At 67.4% G+C, this 12788-nt stretch carries 12 protein-coding genes and 1 pseudogene; 9 read left to right on the forward strand and 4 right to left on the reverse strand.

Going from position 1 to position 12788, the window contains the following annotated elements:
* Positions 1-49: 49 nt before the first annotated feature.
* Positions 50-403 (forward strand): annotated as a pseudogene (locus MPARV_RS26150) (DUF480 domain-containing protein); the annotation flags it as partial.
* A 6-nt stretch (positions 404-409) separates the two neighbouring features.
* A complete protein-coding gene (locus MPARV_RS26155) occupies positions 410-1126 on the forward strand; it encodes a nitrobindin family protein (RefSeq protein WP_420886281.1) in 717 nt (238 codons plus the stop codon).
* Here MPARV_RS26155 and MPARV_RS0115365 read toward each other — a convergent pair.
* Positions 1115-1360 (reverse strand): hypothetical protein, encoded by a 246-nt coding sequence (locus tag MPARV_RS0115365; protein WP_020378916.1) that lies wholly within the window; start codon positions 1358-1360, stop codon positions 1115-1117. The two genes, MPARV_RS26155 and MPARV_RS0115365, sit on opposite strands and share 12 nt — an antisense overlap.
* 15 nt (positions 1361-1375) lie before the next feature.
* Positions 1376-2032, reverse strand: a complete 657-nt coding sequence (locus MPARV_RS0115370) for a Crp/Fnr family transcriptional regulator (RefSeq protein WP_012224916.1) — start codon at positions 2030-2032, stop codon at positions 1376-1378.
* Between the two features lie 114 nt (positions 2033-2146).
* On the opposite strand from MPARV_RS0115370, the gene ispF reads away from it, so the two are divergent.
* The 4 genes from ispF to MPARV_RS0115390 all read left to right on the forward strand — a co-directional run bounded on the left by ispF (position 2147) and on the right by MPARV_RS0115390 (position 6300).
* The gene (gene ispF, locus MPARV_RS0115375; protein WP_081582338.1) at positions 2147-3448 is read left to right on the forward strand and encodes a 2-C-methyl-D-erythritol 2,4-cyclodiphosphate synthase; all 1302 of its coding nucleotides are present in this window, start codon (positions 2147-2149) and stop codon (positions 3446-3448) included.
* Between the two features lie 305 nt (positions 3449-3753).
* Positions 3754-4530 carry a 23S rRNA (guanosine(2251)-2'-O)-methyltransferase RlmB gene (gene rlmB, locus MPARV_RS0115380; RefSeq protein WP_012224932.1) on the forward strand — a complete coding sequence of 259 codons (777 nt, stop codon included), beginning with the start codon at positions 3754-3756 and terminating at the stop codon, positions 4528-4530.
* A gap of 113 nt (positions 4531-4643) precedes the next feature.
* Positions 4644-5228, forward strand: coding sequence for a LytR C-terminal domain-containing protein (locus MPARV_RS0115385; RefSeq protein WP_020378918.1), 585 nt, complete (start codon positions 4644-4646; stop codon positions 5226-5228).
* Positions 5229-5256: 28 nt separating this feature from the next.
* A complete protein-coding gene (locus MPARV_RS0115390) occupies positions 5257-6300 on the forward strand; it encodes a glycerate kinase family protein (RefSeq protein ID WP_012224935.1) in 1044 nt (347 codons plus the stop codon).
* Here the strand turns inward: MPARV_RS0115390 and MPARV_RS0115395 are convergent.
* Positions 6263-7222, reverse strand: coding sequence for a glucosyl-3-phosphoglycerate synthase (locus MPARV_RS0115395; protein ID WP_081582340.1), 960 nt, complete (start codon positions 7220-7222; stop codon positions 6263-6265). The genes MPARV_RS0115390 and MPARV_RS0115395 overlap by 38 nt on opposite strands.
* A gap of 275 nt (positions 7223-7497) precedes the next feature.
* On the opposite strand from MPARV_RS0115395, the gene MPARV_RS0115400 reads away from it, so the two are divergent.
* Together MPARV_RS0115400 and groL are read left to right on the forward strand one after the other, a co-directional pair.
* Positions 7498-7773, forward strand: coding sequence for a ubiquitin-like small modifier protein 1 (locus MPARV_RS0115400; RefSeq protein WP_012224946.1), 276 nt, complete (start codon positions 7498-7500; stop codon positions 7771-7773).
* An 82-nt stretch (positions 7774-7855) separates the two neighbouring features.
* Positions 7856-9445: a chaperonin GroEL gene (gene groL / locus MPARV_RS0115405; RefSeq protein WP_012224954.1), complete on the forward strand. Its 1590-nt coding sequence runs from the start codon at positions 7856-7858 to the stop codon at positions 9443-9445.
* A 72-nt stretch (positions 9446-9517) separates the two neighbouring features.
* On the opposite strand, the gene MPARV_RS0115410 is transcribed toward groL, so the two are convergent.
* A complete protein-coding gene (locus tag MPARV_RS0115410; protein WP_031278815.1) occupies positions 9518-11944 on the reverse strand; it encodes a flippase-like domain-containing protein in 2427 nt (808 codons plus the stop codon).
* A 52-nt stretch (positions 11945-11996) separates the two neighbouring features.
* Between MPARV_RS0115410 and MPARV_RS0115415 the strand changes: the two genes are divergently transcribed.
* Complete coding sequence (locus tag MPARV_RS0115415; RefSeq protein ID WP_012224957.1) at positions 11997-12680, forward strand: chlorite dismutase family protein; 684 nt, start codon at positions 11997-11999, stop codon at positions 12678-12680.
* The last annotated feature ends 108 nt before the right edge of the window (positions 12681-12788 follow it).

Raw genomic sequence — 12788 nt, forward strand, 5'->3', positions numbered from 1 at the left:
GGCGCACGACCCGTTGAGTGACGTGGAGCTCCGGGTGTTGGGGTGCCTGATGGAAAAGGAACTGACCGTTCCCTCCACTTATCCGCTCACACTCAAGTCGTTGGTGACGGCCGCCAACCAGAGTTCCAGTCGCAACCCGATCATGTCGCTGGGTGAGGACGAGGTGAGTGGTGCGCTCGACCGCCTGCGCGAGCGATCGCTGATCCGCCGGGTCTATCCCCGCTCGGGCGAGCGGCGGGAGAAGTTTCGTCAGGTGGCCGACGAGGTTCTGGAGCTGGCCGGTGGGCGTCGTGCCGTGCTGACCCTTTTGATGTTGCGAGGGCCGCAGACCCCGAGCGAACTGCGCAACCGGGCCGTCCGCCTCCACGAATTCGGGGAGCCGACCGAGCTGACCGACGCCCTGGGCGAGTTGGCCGGTCGCAGCACACCACTGGTTGTCGAACTGCCACGCCAGCCTGGACGACGTGAGAATCGCTGGGCCCATCTGCTGGGCGAGAACCTCGGCGTCCAGCCCGCCGACCCGCAGCTTGGCGATGGGCGGCCGTCCGTCGAGCGCCACGTGGGCGCGCCTGCGGTATCGACCCCGGGACCCCACACGGTCGGCGCCGCTGCGCCGCCGATGTCTCCGGCACTCGAACCGTTTCGATCGATGCTGGGTCGCTGGGAGGGCGACGGCGTGGGGGAGTATCCCACCATTGACGACTTCGCCTACACCGAGACGATCACCTTTGCATCCTTGGCGGACAAGCCGGTGATCCAGTACACCTCAACCACCAGGCACGCTGACGATGGCCGCCCGCTCCATGCCGAGACCGGTTACCTGAGGGTGCTCGGGGAGTCGAAGTTGGAGCTGGTGGTGGCCCAGGCTCCGGGGCTGATCGAGGCCGGCTCAGGCATCGCCACCCACCCGGGCGGTGCCGATGATCGACATGCGGTCCGGCTGGTCATCGATTCCACGATCGTCAGTGGCACGACAACCGCCAAGGAGGTGACCGCAACCGAACGGTGCTACCTGGTGACGGGCGGTCGGCTTGAATATGACATAGCGATGGCGGCGGTCGGCCACCCGATGACGCATCACCTCACCGCCGAGCTCAAGCGGGTGGGCGCGGCGTCAGCCCTGTAGCGCCCGCCACTTGGCCAGGGCCCGCTTGTGGCCGTTGGCCCCCGACTTTGTGAGGCCGCCGTCGCGCGCCTCCTTGACCTCGTCTTCGAGGTCCTTCAGCAGCTCGGAGATGTCGTCCTCGGGACCGGCTGCCATCAGCGCCTCGTAGGCCACGTGCAGTTCGCCCAGATCCTTGCGGACCTTGGCGTATTCGCTCTCAAGTTTGGCTCGGATCTGGTTTGGGTCATCGCTCATACTGGGACGCTCCGCTCAGCGGGCTCGGATCTCCAACTCACGCCGTTTGAGGATGGCGTAGCTCCGGTCGTGCTGTTCGATCCACCCAAGGCGCATGAACGCCGAGATTGCCTTGTTGACCCGTTCCCGGCTGGCGCCGATCAACCCGGCCAGTTCCTCCTGGGTGATGGGGATCTCGAAGTCGTCGGCGTCACCGGCGAGTTCCAGCAGGCGCTTGGCGGTGCGGCCGGTGACGTCCAAGAAGAAGGCGTCGGCCAGCGCAGCGTCCATGTGGCGGAGACGCCCGCTGAGCATCTTGACCACCTCCCACAGCAATGCGGGACGGTCGTCGAGGATGTCCCGCAGCGGTTGAAAGGGAACTGAGAGCACCATCGAGGGTTCGAGCGCACGGGCGTCGGCGGAGCGGCCGGTGCCGTCGAACAGGCTCATTTCGCCAAACAGGTCGCCGGACTCCATGAGGGCGACCATCGACTCGCGGCCGTCGATGGAGCGGTTGCCGATGGCAACCCGGCCGGACTCAACAACGAACAGTGCGTCTGCTGCCTCGTCCTCCTTGAACAACACGTCGCCGCGTACCAGGTCGAGATCTGATGAGGCCTCGATCACCCGATCGAGCTCGGCGTCGGTCAGTGCCGCAAACAGGGTGACTTCGGAAAGCTTGGAACGTTCCACCTCGGTATCCTAACCCTGGGATGCCGATGGTCACACCGGTGTTGAAGGGCAGGCAATTTTTGGGGGGCGGTACCGTGGGCCAATGCACCCAACTGTTCGCGGTCGAGCCGCGACGTGAGGCCGGACCTGAAGGGCAGCGACGCACATGGCCCACAGGGTGGGGGCACAGGGGTTTCGACCCCCGGCGTGGCGCCGCCCGAGGCGGAGCCACCTGAAGTGCGGTCACCTGAAGTGTGGTCGATTGTGGTGGCGGCCGGCTCGGGCCGTCGCTTTGGCGGAGCCAAACAGTTTGCCGAGCTGATGGGTCGGCCGCTGCTGGCCTGGGCCGTCGACTCGGTGGCCCAGCTGAGCAATGGTGTGGTGGTGGTGGTGCCGGCCGAGCGGCTCGCCGACCTTCCACCGCTTCCCGATGTAGACCGGGTGGTGGCCGGGGGAGCGACACGGTCCGAGTCGGTTCGGGCCGGCCTCGCCGCCTTGCCCGCCTCCGCTGAGGTGATCCTGGTGCACGACGGAGCCCGGCCGTTGGCCGACATGCAACTGGTGCGTCGGGTGATCGATGCGGTGTCAAGGCCGGACGGGGCCGCCGGCGCCTTGCCGGGCGTGGCGGTCACCGACACGCTGCGATCGATCGACGGGGCCCCCGTTGACCGTGCCGGGTTGGTGGCCGTCCAAACACCTCAGGGATTCCAGGCCAACCTGTTGCGCAGCGTGCATGCCTCGTCGCCGGAGGCCACCGACGACGCTTCGTTGATCGAGGCGGCCGGACACCGGGTGGTTGTCGTGGACGGCGATCCGACCAACCTCAAGGTGACCGATCCTTCGGACCTGTGGGTGGCCAAGGCGCAGCTCGCCGAACGGCGCCGGACCGACCCCAATGAACGCAGCGGGGACCACACCGGCGAGGATGGTGTCATGGCCGATGAAGAACGCACACCGGTGCCCGATCTGCGGGTGGGCAATGGTTTTGACATCCACCGGTTCTCCGACGATCCCGATCGCCACTGCGTGCTGGGCGGAGTGAGGATCCCCGACACGCCCGGCCTGGTGGCCCACAGCGATGGCGACCCGGTTGCCCATGCCGTCGCCGAAGCGCTCTTGGGCGCAGTCGGGTTGGGGGACCTGGGCTCGCACTTCCCCGACACCGACCCAAGTCACGCGAATGCAGACTCGATGGTGTTGCTGGCCGAGGTGGTGGGCAAGCTGGCCGATGCAGGTTGGAGTGCGGTCAATGTCGACTGTTCGGTGATTGCTGAGCGACCCAAGCTGGCGCCACACCGGGACGAGATGGTGGCTCGGCTGAGCGAGGTGGTGGGTGCCCCGGTATCGGTGAAGGGGCGCCGGGCGGAAGGTGTCGGGGCGTTGGGCTCCGGCGAGGCGATCGTGGCCCTGGCGAGTGCACTGGTTGCGCGCCGATGAGTAGGGGCGGATACAAGGGCAACAGCGGCGGCCGGCCCCGCGGGAAGGGCGTACCAAAGGGTGGTGCCGGAGCGCGCGGCCGGACGTCGGGCCGCGGCTCGGGACCGCCGGAACGCGGTGGTCAGGATTCACGCGGCAAAGGTGCTCGAGGTAAGGCGCCCCGCGGTGCCGCACCGTCCTCTCGGCGCGCTGCGCCTGGTCGGGCGCCGGCCGGGCCGAGAGGATCAGCGGGCCCGGGAGGCCCGAGCGACCGTCGGGGTCGCACCAGTTCGGCGGGTTCCCGTTATGGACTGGGCGGCGATCAGGTGGAGGGTCGCCAGGCGGTCCGCGAACTGCTGCTGGCCGGTACCCGGAAGGTTCGCGAGGTGCTCCTGGCGGAGGACCTCGATCCGGCGCCGGTCATCGACGACATCCGACAGCTCGCTCGGGAACAGCGGGTGACCGTGACCGAACTCGGGCGCAAGGCGCTCGATCGGCGCAGCTTCACCGAGTCGAGCCAGGGCGTGGTGGCCCTGGCTGCCGAGCTGAAACCGTTGGAGTTGGAGGAGTTGCTGGCCTTGGGTGGCCGTGGGGGCGCCACCGGCATCGGCGCCGGTACCCCGTTTTTGTTGGCGTTGGATTCGGTGACCGACCCGCGCAACCTGGGCGCGATGTTGCGCACCGCAGAGTGCGCAGGTGTGGACGGCGTGATTCTGCCCCGCCACCGGGCGGCGCATGTCACCGCTTCGGTATCAAAGACCGCTGCCGGTGCCATCGAACATTTGCCGATGGCGTTGGTCGGTGGCCTGCCCGCCGCGCTCGAGTCGTTGCGATCTTCGGGAGTGTGGGTGGTGGGCCTGGACGGCGCGGGGCCCACCTCGATCTACGACCTCACCGTCGCCACCCAGCCGATTTGTCTGGTTGCCGGTGCCGAGGGCAAGGGGCTCTCCAGGCTGGTGGCCCGTCGCTGCGATGAGGTGGTGTCGCTCCCATTGCGGGGCAGCCTCGACTCGTTGAATGTGGGGGCTGCCGTGGCGGTCGCCGTCTACGAGATCACCCGACGTCGATCCATCGCGGAGGGTGGCTCCACCGCCGGCGGGTAAGGGTCACCAACTTGGGTCGCGAGGGCCGCTACTGTCCTGATCAACGATCCGTCTCACCAACGTGTGCGGAATAACCCGGAGAGTTCTTTTCGGGTCGACTGCGGAACCACACCATGACCGAACCAACACGATCACGATCCCCCCGACCCCCGCAGGCCAATGCTGCCCGGGGCATCACCTTGGTGGCGGTCGCGGTGATCATCGGCGCGCTGCTGATCTGGAAGAACCCCGGAACCGGGCAGGTGACCGCATCGCCCGACCTGCATTCGGCGACAACCACCACTGCGGCCGCTGGAGGTGGCCAGAAGGCGGCGACCACAACGACGGCGGCGGCTCCGACCACCGCCGTTCCAGCCGCAGACCTGCAGGTCACGGTGGCCAATGCCTCCGGGGTGCCGGGTGCAGCCGGGACGATCACCGAAAAGCTGAAGGGTGCCGGTTACGCCAAGGTGGCGGCGCTCGACGGTGACAAGAATCAACCGACGAAGGTGTTCTACGAAGGCAAGTTTGAGGCGGATGCCAAGGCGGTGGCCAAGGTCATCGGTCTGCCCGCCACCACGGTCGAGCCCCGTCCCCCGGAAGTGGCGATCGAGGATGAAGGGAAGAACGCACAGGTGATCGTGGTGCTCGGCGACGGGTTCACGCCCGACAACCCGGGTGCCGGCGCAGGCGGGGCCGCAACCACGGTGGCCGGCTGAGTCGAAATGCCCGGCTGAGCCTGACCTGGTGCGCGTGGTCCTCGCCCCGGACAAGTTCCGCGGCTCGTTGAGCGCAGCCCAGGCGGCCGATGCGATGGCGGTTGCGGTCGAGCGTCGGGGTTGGGATGCGGTGCGCGTGCCCATGAGTGATGGCGGCGAAGGATTCCTTCACGTGCTGGGTGGCCCCAACCGCACCACGACGGTCACCGGGCCGCTGGGAGACCCCGTTGAGGCCAAGTGGCGGTTTGTCCGCCGTCGGGCCGTGTTGGAAATGGCCGAGGCCGCCGGTTTGGAGATCGCAGGTGGTGCGGAGGCAAACGATCCGCTGTCGGCCGACACCACGGGTGTGGGCGAGTTGATCGGGGCTGCGCTGGATGCGGGGGCGCGGTCGATCACGATCGGGATGGGGGGATCGGCAACCACCGACGGCGGCCTTGGTGCGCTGCGGGCCCTGGGCCCGGTACCCCGGCTGGCCGGAGTGCGCATGGAGGTGGCCTGCGACGTGCGTTTCCGTTTCGTCGAGGCGGCCTCGCGTTTCGCAGGCCAGAAGGGGGCGTCACCCGCCCAGGTGCAGCTGTTGTCCAGGCGTTTGGACGCCTTGGTGGAGCTCTACGTGGAGACCTATGGCGTGGACGTTTCGGAACTGGTGGGCTCTGGGGCCGCGGGTGGCCTGGCGGGCGGGTTGGCTGCCTTGGGGGCCAACCTGTGTGAGGGCTTTGAAGTGGTGGCCGACCACTTGGGCCTGGAGTCACTCATCGAGGAGGCCGACCTGGTGGTCACCGGCGAGGGGCTCTGTGACACAGCGTCGTTCGATGGCAAGGTGGTTGGTGGGGTTGCCGAGCTGTCGAGCTCGTTGGAGACGCCGGTGGTGGCGGTGGTTGGCGAGTTGGACCCGGCGGTGTCCCTACCGGAAGGGCTGCCGGTGGTCTCCCTGCTCGACGAGGTGGGTCCTGAGGAGTCGTTTGGTCATGCGGCAGTATCGGTCACCGCCGCCACCGATGCGGTCTTGGGCCGGTGGCTGGAGGGCCGTGAGCTCAGAGACGGTGCCGTCGGACGTATTCGTCGACGTTGACCATCGGTGGCAACTCGCCCAAATCGACGTCCACGGGTGGGATGTCGGGACGTTCCAGGGTCATGGACTCGGTGATCAACGACGGATCGACCCGGCGCAGGATGGCTGCGGCAACGGCGGCAGCCTGGGGCCCCAACTGCGACAGTGGCCGGTTGCGGTGCACCCGAAGCTCCAAGTCCACCTGGGCGATCGCTCCGAGGCCCACCATGGCGGCGACGTCGATCAACAGCCCGACGTCCACCCCATAGCCCCGCACAAAGCTGAGCCGTTCGAGCACCGTTCGTCGACCTGCGAACTCGCCCGAAAGGGGCTGGGCCACCTGTGCCAGGTGTGGAAAGAACATCGACAGGAGCGGCCGCGCCACCAACTCGGTCACGCGGCCACCGCCGGTGCCGTCCTCGCCGGGGCGGTGATAGTGGCCCTTGGTGAACTGCACGTCGTTGTCGCTGAGCAGGGGCCCCAGCAGGCCGGTGATGAAGTGACTTGAGAAATCGGTGATGTCGGCGTCACACCACACGATGACGTCGCCACTGCCCGCGCACAGCGACTTCCACAACACCTCGCCCTTGCCGTGGCCCGCTCCGAAGTCGGCCAGCAGGTCCGACGACGTCACCACGGTTGCTCCAGCCGTTCTTGCCTCTCGTGCGGTGGCATCGGTGGAGTGGTCGTCCATCACGATCAGCTCGTCCACCAGGCCGCCGATCACCAGGTCATGGTGGAGGGCGTTGACGATGTCGCCCACCGTGTTCTCCTCGTTGCGGGCGGGCAGGGCCACGGTGACCCTGTCGGTTCGGTGAGCGGCAAGCCGGGCGACGTCGTAGTCGCGATGGCACACGCTGCGGAGCGGGCCGTCCAAGGGCGGAGCGACGGCTGGGCCCGAGGGCGGGGGCAGCGTGGGCGGTGTGATGGGGGACGGGGTCATGGGAGGTGCTCGGGTGGGGGTGAGGGAGCAGGGGGACGGGAGGAACGATTGGGCAATCGTGGAAAGGAGGAGAACCGCCGGGCTGCGGTCATGACCTTCCGAGCGGAACGAGCCTACGGCGTGGCGTCGATCGAGGACCCGTCGGGCGGTAAGGGAACAATCGGGGGTCGCTGCGGGTTCCTGCCATGTGGCTGTGTTCACTACGATCGCACCCACCTGGATTCATCCCTCCCGCAAGGCGAGTGGATTCTCAACCCGCCTAAGGAGCAACCACGATGGCCGTGACCGTACGCATTCCCACCACCCTCCGCACCCTGACTGGCGGTACCTCGTCGGTCGAGGTTGCGGGCACCAACGTGGGTGAGGTGTTGGCAGCGCTCGAAGAGGCCCACCCTGGTTTCCGAGAGCGAATTTTTGGCGACGACGGCGAGCTTCGACGCTTCGTCAACGTGTTCGTCAGCGACGAGGACGTGCGCTACCTTGACGGCTTGTCCACGCCGGTACCCGACGGTGAGACGGTGGCGATCGTCCCGGCGGTGGCGGGCGGTTAGCAGTCGTGTGTGTCGAGTGCTAAAACACGGGTTCCAATGACATCGCTCGTGGGCCGCCAGGTGGCGTGCCCGAGGAGGAACCATGGCCAAGCAGATCACCTACCACGACGAGGCACGCCACGCTCTGGAAGCCGGCATGAATCAGTTGGCCGACGCCGTTCGGGCAACGCTCGGGCCCAAGGGTCGCAACGTCGTGCTGGCCAAGTCCTGGGGTGCCCCGACCATCACCAACGATGGTGTCTCGATCGCTCGGGAGATCGACCTGGAGGATCCCAACGAGGCCATTGGGGCCAACCTGGTGAAGGAGGTGGCGAAAAAGACCGACGACGTCGCCGGTGACGGCACGACCACCGCCACGGTGCTGGCGTGGACGATGGTGCGAGAAGGGCTTCGCAACCTGGCGGCGGGTGCCAACCCCATGTCGGTGAAGCGTGGCATGGCGGCGGCCACCGACGCCGCCGTGGCCAGGATCGCCGAGTTGGCGATCGACGTCGACTCGAAGGAGCAGATCGCGCAGGTCGCGGGCATCTCCGCCGCCGACGTCGAGATCGGTGAGGCGATCGCCGAGGCAATCGACAAGGTGGGCAAAGACGGCGTGATCACCGTGGAGGAGGCCAACACCTTCGGCATCACCATGGAGCTCACCGAGGGCATGCGCTTCGACAAGGGCTATGTGTCGCCCTACATGGTGACCGACCCGGACAGCATGGAGGCGGTACTCGACGACCCCTACATTCTTTTCGTCAGCTCCAAAGTCTCGGCGGTCGCCGACCTGTTGCCGCTGCTCGAAAAGGTGATGCAAACCTCCAAGCCGCTGGTGGTCATCGCCGAGGACGTTGACGGGGAGGCGTTGGCGGCGCTGGTCGTCAACAAGGTGCGGGGTACCTTCAACTCGGTGGCCGTGAAGGCCCCCGGCTTTGGAGACCGTCGAAAGGCGATGCTGGCCGACATGGCCATCCTCACCGGCGGTCAGGTGATCTCGGACGAGATCGGTCTGAAGCTGGAGAGCGTCGAGCTCGGCCTGCTGGGTCGGGCCGAGAAGGTGGTGGTGACCAAGGACGAAACCACCATCGTCAGTGGAGCCGGTTCGGCCGAGGACCTGCAAGGACGAATCGCCCAGATCCAGGCGGAAATCGACAACACCGACAGCGACTACGACCGCGAGAAGCTCCAGGAGCGTCTGGCCAAGCTGTCCGGTGGCGTGGCGGTGCTTCAGGTGGGCGCCGCCACCGAGGTTGAGCTGAAGGAAAAGAAGCACCGCATCGAGGACGCCGTGTCGACCACCAAAGCGGCCATCGAGGAAGGCGTCGTCGCCGGTGGCGGCGTGACGTTGCTGCGAACACAGGAGGCCGTGCTGGCCATGGTGGATGGGCTGGATGCGGACGAGGCGGTGGGCGCCAAAATCGTGGCTCGTTCGTTGCAGGGCCCGCTGGCCCAGATCGCCGAGAACGCCGGTCTCGAAGGCGGTGTCGTTGTCGCGGCGGTGCGCGAGCTCACCGGCCACGAGGGCCTGAACGCCCGCACCGGCGAGTATGAGAACCTGGTGGATGCTGGCATCATCGATGCCGCCAAGGTGACCCGCTCGGCGCTGCAGAACGCGTCGTCGATCGCAGGTCTGTTCCTGACCACCGAGGTGGTCATCACCGACGCCGTCGAGGCTGACGAGGGCTGAGTCGTTGCTGCGCCCCGGCGCAGGCGGGATGTTGTTTGAACCCCGACTTGGGCGTCCCGGTCGTCGTTGTGGCTACAGGTCGTCCCGGTTGCGCATGTAGGTGATCGCCGCCCAACCGGGTGCTACCGGCATCCAGAAGGTGGCCAGGCGAAACAGGAACACCGCCGGTACGGCAACGGCCGAACTGAGGCCGATTGCGGTCAGCCCCGCGATGTAGGCGGCTTCGGAGGCGCCCAGCCCCCCAGGGGTGGGCGCCGCCGCCTCCACGAACGCGCCGGTCAGGTACACGACGCCGATCTGGACGAACCCGGCGCCGCCACCGAAGGCCAACACGGACACGTACAGTGCCATCAGGTAGGACAGCGTGGTCATTGCCGAGCCCCCGAAGAGAGCCGCCACCTTGCCCGGTCGGGTGGCGATACCAACCACGCCGTCGCGGGCACGGGCGAGCGCCTGGATCAGGTTGTTGAGAAAGACCCGACGGCCCCAGGGGGTCACCATCACCACGCCGGATACGGCCAGGATGGCGGCGCCAATGCCGAGGACGGTGGTCAGCGAGGGGAGCGACAGGCCCTGGGTCCCGCGGGACCGGCCGGCGGCGGTGATGAAGCTGGCGACCAACAGAATGTGAACCAGAAATCCGGCGACGACCGACATGCCGACGCCGGCCGCAGAGACCGCCGCATCGACGCCCTGCTTCGTGAGGAATCGGATGTTGAGCGCCATGCCTCCGACCTTTGCTGGAGTGATCGTGTCGGAGAACGCAGCGGCCACCTGGGCCAGCAGGGCCTGAAGGAACGGCACCCGGTTGGGTACCCCGCCTACCAGGGCCAGCCCCGAGCCCACGTAGGACAGGGCCGAGAACCCGACGGCAACCAACGCCCAGCCCCAGTTGGCCGCCTGGGTCTCCGACCACAGGTTGCCGGCGGACGCCAACTGTGGCACCAGGAAATACGCGGCCCCGCCCAGCATTGAGATGGTGAGGATCCGCCTGCTGTTAAACCGGGCGAGTTCTTCGGTGTCCGGTACTTCGTCGATGGAGGTGCGCGTGGCGACCTCGCTCCGCAGCTTCTTGAAACCGTCCTTGCTCAACTCCTCACGGGTGGATGGGGTGACGGCCAACGGCTGGAGTCGAGACAAGGCGTCCACCAGCGGCCGGCGGCCCAATTGGCCCAGCGCCGCATCGACGGCGATCTCCGGGCCCACGACGGCGGCTGTGGAGGCCAACAACTCGATCACGTCGTCGGTCAGTTGAACCTCGTCGGCAACAACCTCGGCCCCGGCGAAGTCCACCATCCACACCTGGTCGTTGTCGTCGACCATCAGGTTGTCCAGCCGAAGGTGACGGTGAGCGATACCCGCGCGGTGCAGCGTGGCCACCTGCGACCAAACGCCGTTCAGTAGGCTGGCCAGGCGGTCGTTGGAGACCTCGCTGAGGTCGGTTGACTCCACGAACTCAGTGGCCAGCATCATGCCGTTGGCGCCGGTGGCCCCAAAGGCCAGGACGCGCGGTGTGCGAACACCCAGGTTGTGAGCTTGTAGCGATGCCAGCGCCTCGTGGTTGGCCTCACCCCGAAGGGTGCCGAGGCTGCGCTCGCCGCGCGGCGCCTTCAGGCGGAGGCGCCGCCACAGACGTGACAGCAACTCGGCCGCATGACGGTTGGGGCCCCGCACCTTGATGGCCAGATCGGAGCCGTCGGCCAGGCGGCTCCGCCATCGCACCGAGGTCGGGCTGCTCGCCGTCGTGGGTGTGAGGCTGACCGGCATCAAACCGAGCCGTCGCAACGAGTCGACCACTTCGGGTCCCGTGGGATCCTGGTTGGGCGTGGCAAATGCGATGCCCACCAGCGCGCCGGCGACGGTACCCACGCCGAGATCCACCAACACCCCGAGAAAGCCCGAGGTGGACAGCACGGAGACCGCTGCGATGTAGGCAACCGTGGTCCACCACCATGCGCTGCGCCACCGCGTGCTCAGCCAGGGGCCCCCCAACACGAGTGCGGCCACGGTGGCGCCCAGGATGGGTGAGGTGGAAATGGTGGGGATCGACTGACCGCTGAGACGTTCGGCGAGGAAACCGTCCAGGGTGCTCGACGACGACAGGCGTTCGAGCACCGTGCCGGCTCCGTAGCTCGCGACGGCCCCGGCCGCCGCAGCAAGGTCGAGCAGGACGGCCGTCCGTGGCCTGCGTTGTCGGATCAGCCTGCCGTTGGTGATCAGCACCACCGCCGCCAGCACGTAGACGCCCAGCGAGCTGATCAGTGTCTGCAAAACGTCTGGAAAGGCATCCAACAACAGACGCTGGTTGTAGGCCAGGCCTGCGATGGCGTCCTCGTAGAGCACCGCGATGATCAGGCCGACCAGCAATGCGGCTGCGCCGAGCAGCAGCCGGGCCACGTAGGTGGGGGCCCGTACCGTGGCGGGGGACGCGTGGCCCTGCAGTTCGCAGTCCGGAGCGTCGGCGCCTCCGGTGATCATACGGGGGGTGGCCTGGGCCATGGCATCGGACCCTACTGGTCGGCCGCCCCGTGCCGGGTCGTAGGCTCGGGCCATGACCACGCCATCTGAGCCCAAAGAGGGGCAGGCCGTAGTGCACCTGTTCTTCAGCGTTCCCGCCACCGCCGACCGCGCCGCCGTGGAGTCGGCCATGAAGCGAGGAAATGATGGCGACGACCAGGCGATCTGTGCGGCCCTCTTGGGGCACAAAGCCGATCTGGGCGTGATGGCGCTGGCCTCCGACCAGTGGCGCCTGCGGGCTTTGCAGACCGACCTGGTGGCGGCCGGCCTGCGCCTGGAAGACAGCTACGTGTCGCTGACCGAGGTGTCCGAGTATGCCAAGGGTATGCCCGAGTCCCGGTTGCAAGAACGCCTTTTTCCCACGTTGCCACCCGAGGGTAAGCCCGCGTTTTGCTTCTACCCCATGTCGAAGCGGCGGGGGCCGGGCTCCAACTGGTTCACCCTGCCGTACGAGCAGCGCAAGGCCCTGATGTATGAGCACGGTGGCTCCGGCAGGAAGTTCGCCGGGCGAGTGACCCAGTTGATCACCGGATCGACGGGTCTCGATGAGTTCGAGTGGGGCGTCACGCTGTTTGCGCAACACCCCGACGATCTCAAAGAGGTGGTGTACACCATGCGCTTCGACGAGGCGTCGGCCCGTTACGCCGAGTTCGGGCAGTTCTGGGTCGGCATGCTGGACGAGCCGGCAGCGGTCCTGGATGCCGTCGGCCTCACCTGAGCTCGGCTGCACCCGTTGAGAAATCGCTACGGTTGTGTGACATTCGTCCCTGGCCGCGCTCCGTCCGCTACGCTCGCCGCTCTGTGAGGGGGAAGCGCATGATCCACG

The sequence above is a fragment of the Candidatus Microthrix parvicella Bio17-1 genome (genome assembly GCF_000299415.1).
Lineage (GTDB): Bacteria > Actinomycetota > Acidimicrobiia > Acidimicrobiales > Microtrichaceae > Microthrix > Microthrix parvicella.

Excerpts from the sequence above, each read along its gene's own strand:
- MPARV_RS0115365 (WP_020378916.1), bottom strand. The coding sequence starts at position 1,360 with ATGAGCGATGACCCAAACCAGATCCGAGCCAAACTTGAGAGCGAATAC.
- MPARV_RS0115385 (WP_020378918.1), top strand. The coding sequence starts at position 4,644 with ATGACCGAACCAACACGATCACGATCCCCCCGACCCCCGCAGGCCAAT.
- MPARV_RS0115395 (WP_081582340.1), bottom strand. The coding sequence starts at position 7,222 with ATGACCCCGTCCCCCATCACACCGCCCACGCTGCCCCCGCCCTCGGGC.
- MPARV_RS0115400 (WP_012224946.1), top strand. The coding sequence starts at position 7,498 with ATGGCCGTGACCGTACGCATTCCCACCACCCTCCGCACCCTGACTGGC.
- groL (WP_012224954.1), top strand. The coding sequence starts at position 7,856 with ATGGCCAAGCAGATCACCTACCACGACGAGGCACGCCACGCTCTGGAA.
- MPARV_RS0115410 (WP_031278815.1), bottom strand. The coding sequence starts at position 11,944 with ATGGCCCAGGCCACCCCCCGTATGATCACCGGAGGCGCCGACGCTCCG.
- MPARV_RS0115415 (WP_012224957.1), top strand. The coding sequence starts at position 11,997 with ATGACCACGCCATCTGAGCCCAAAGAGGGGCAGGCCGTAGTGCACCTG.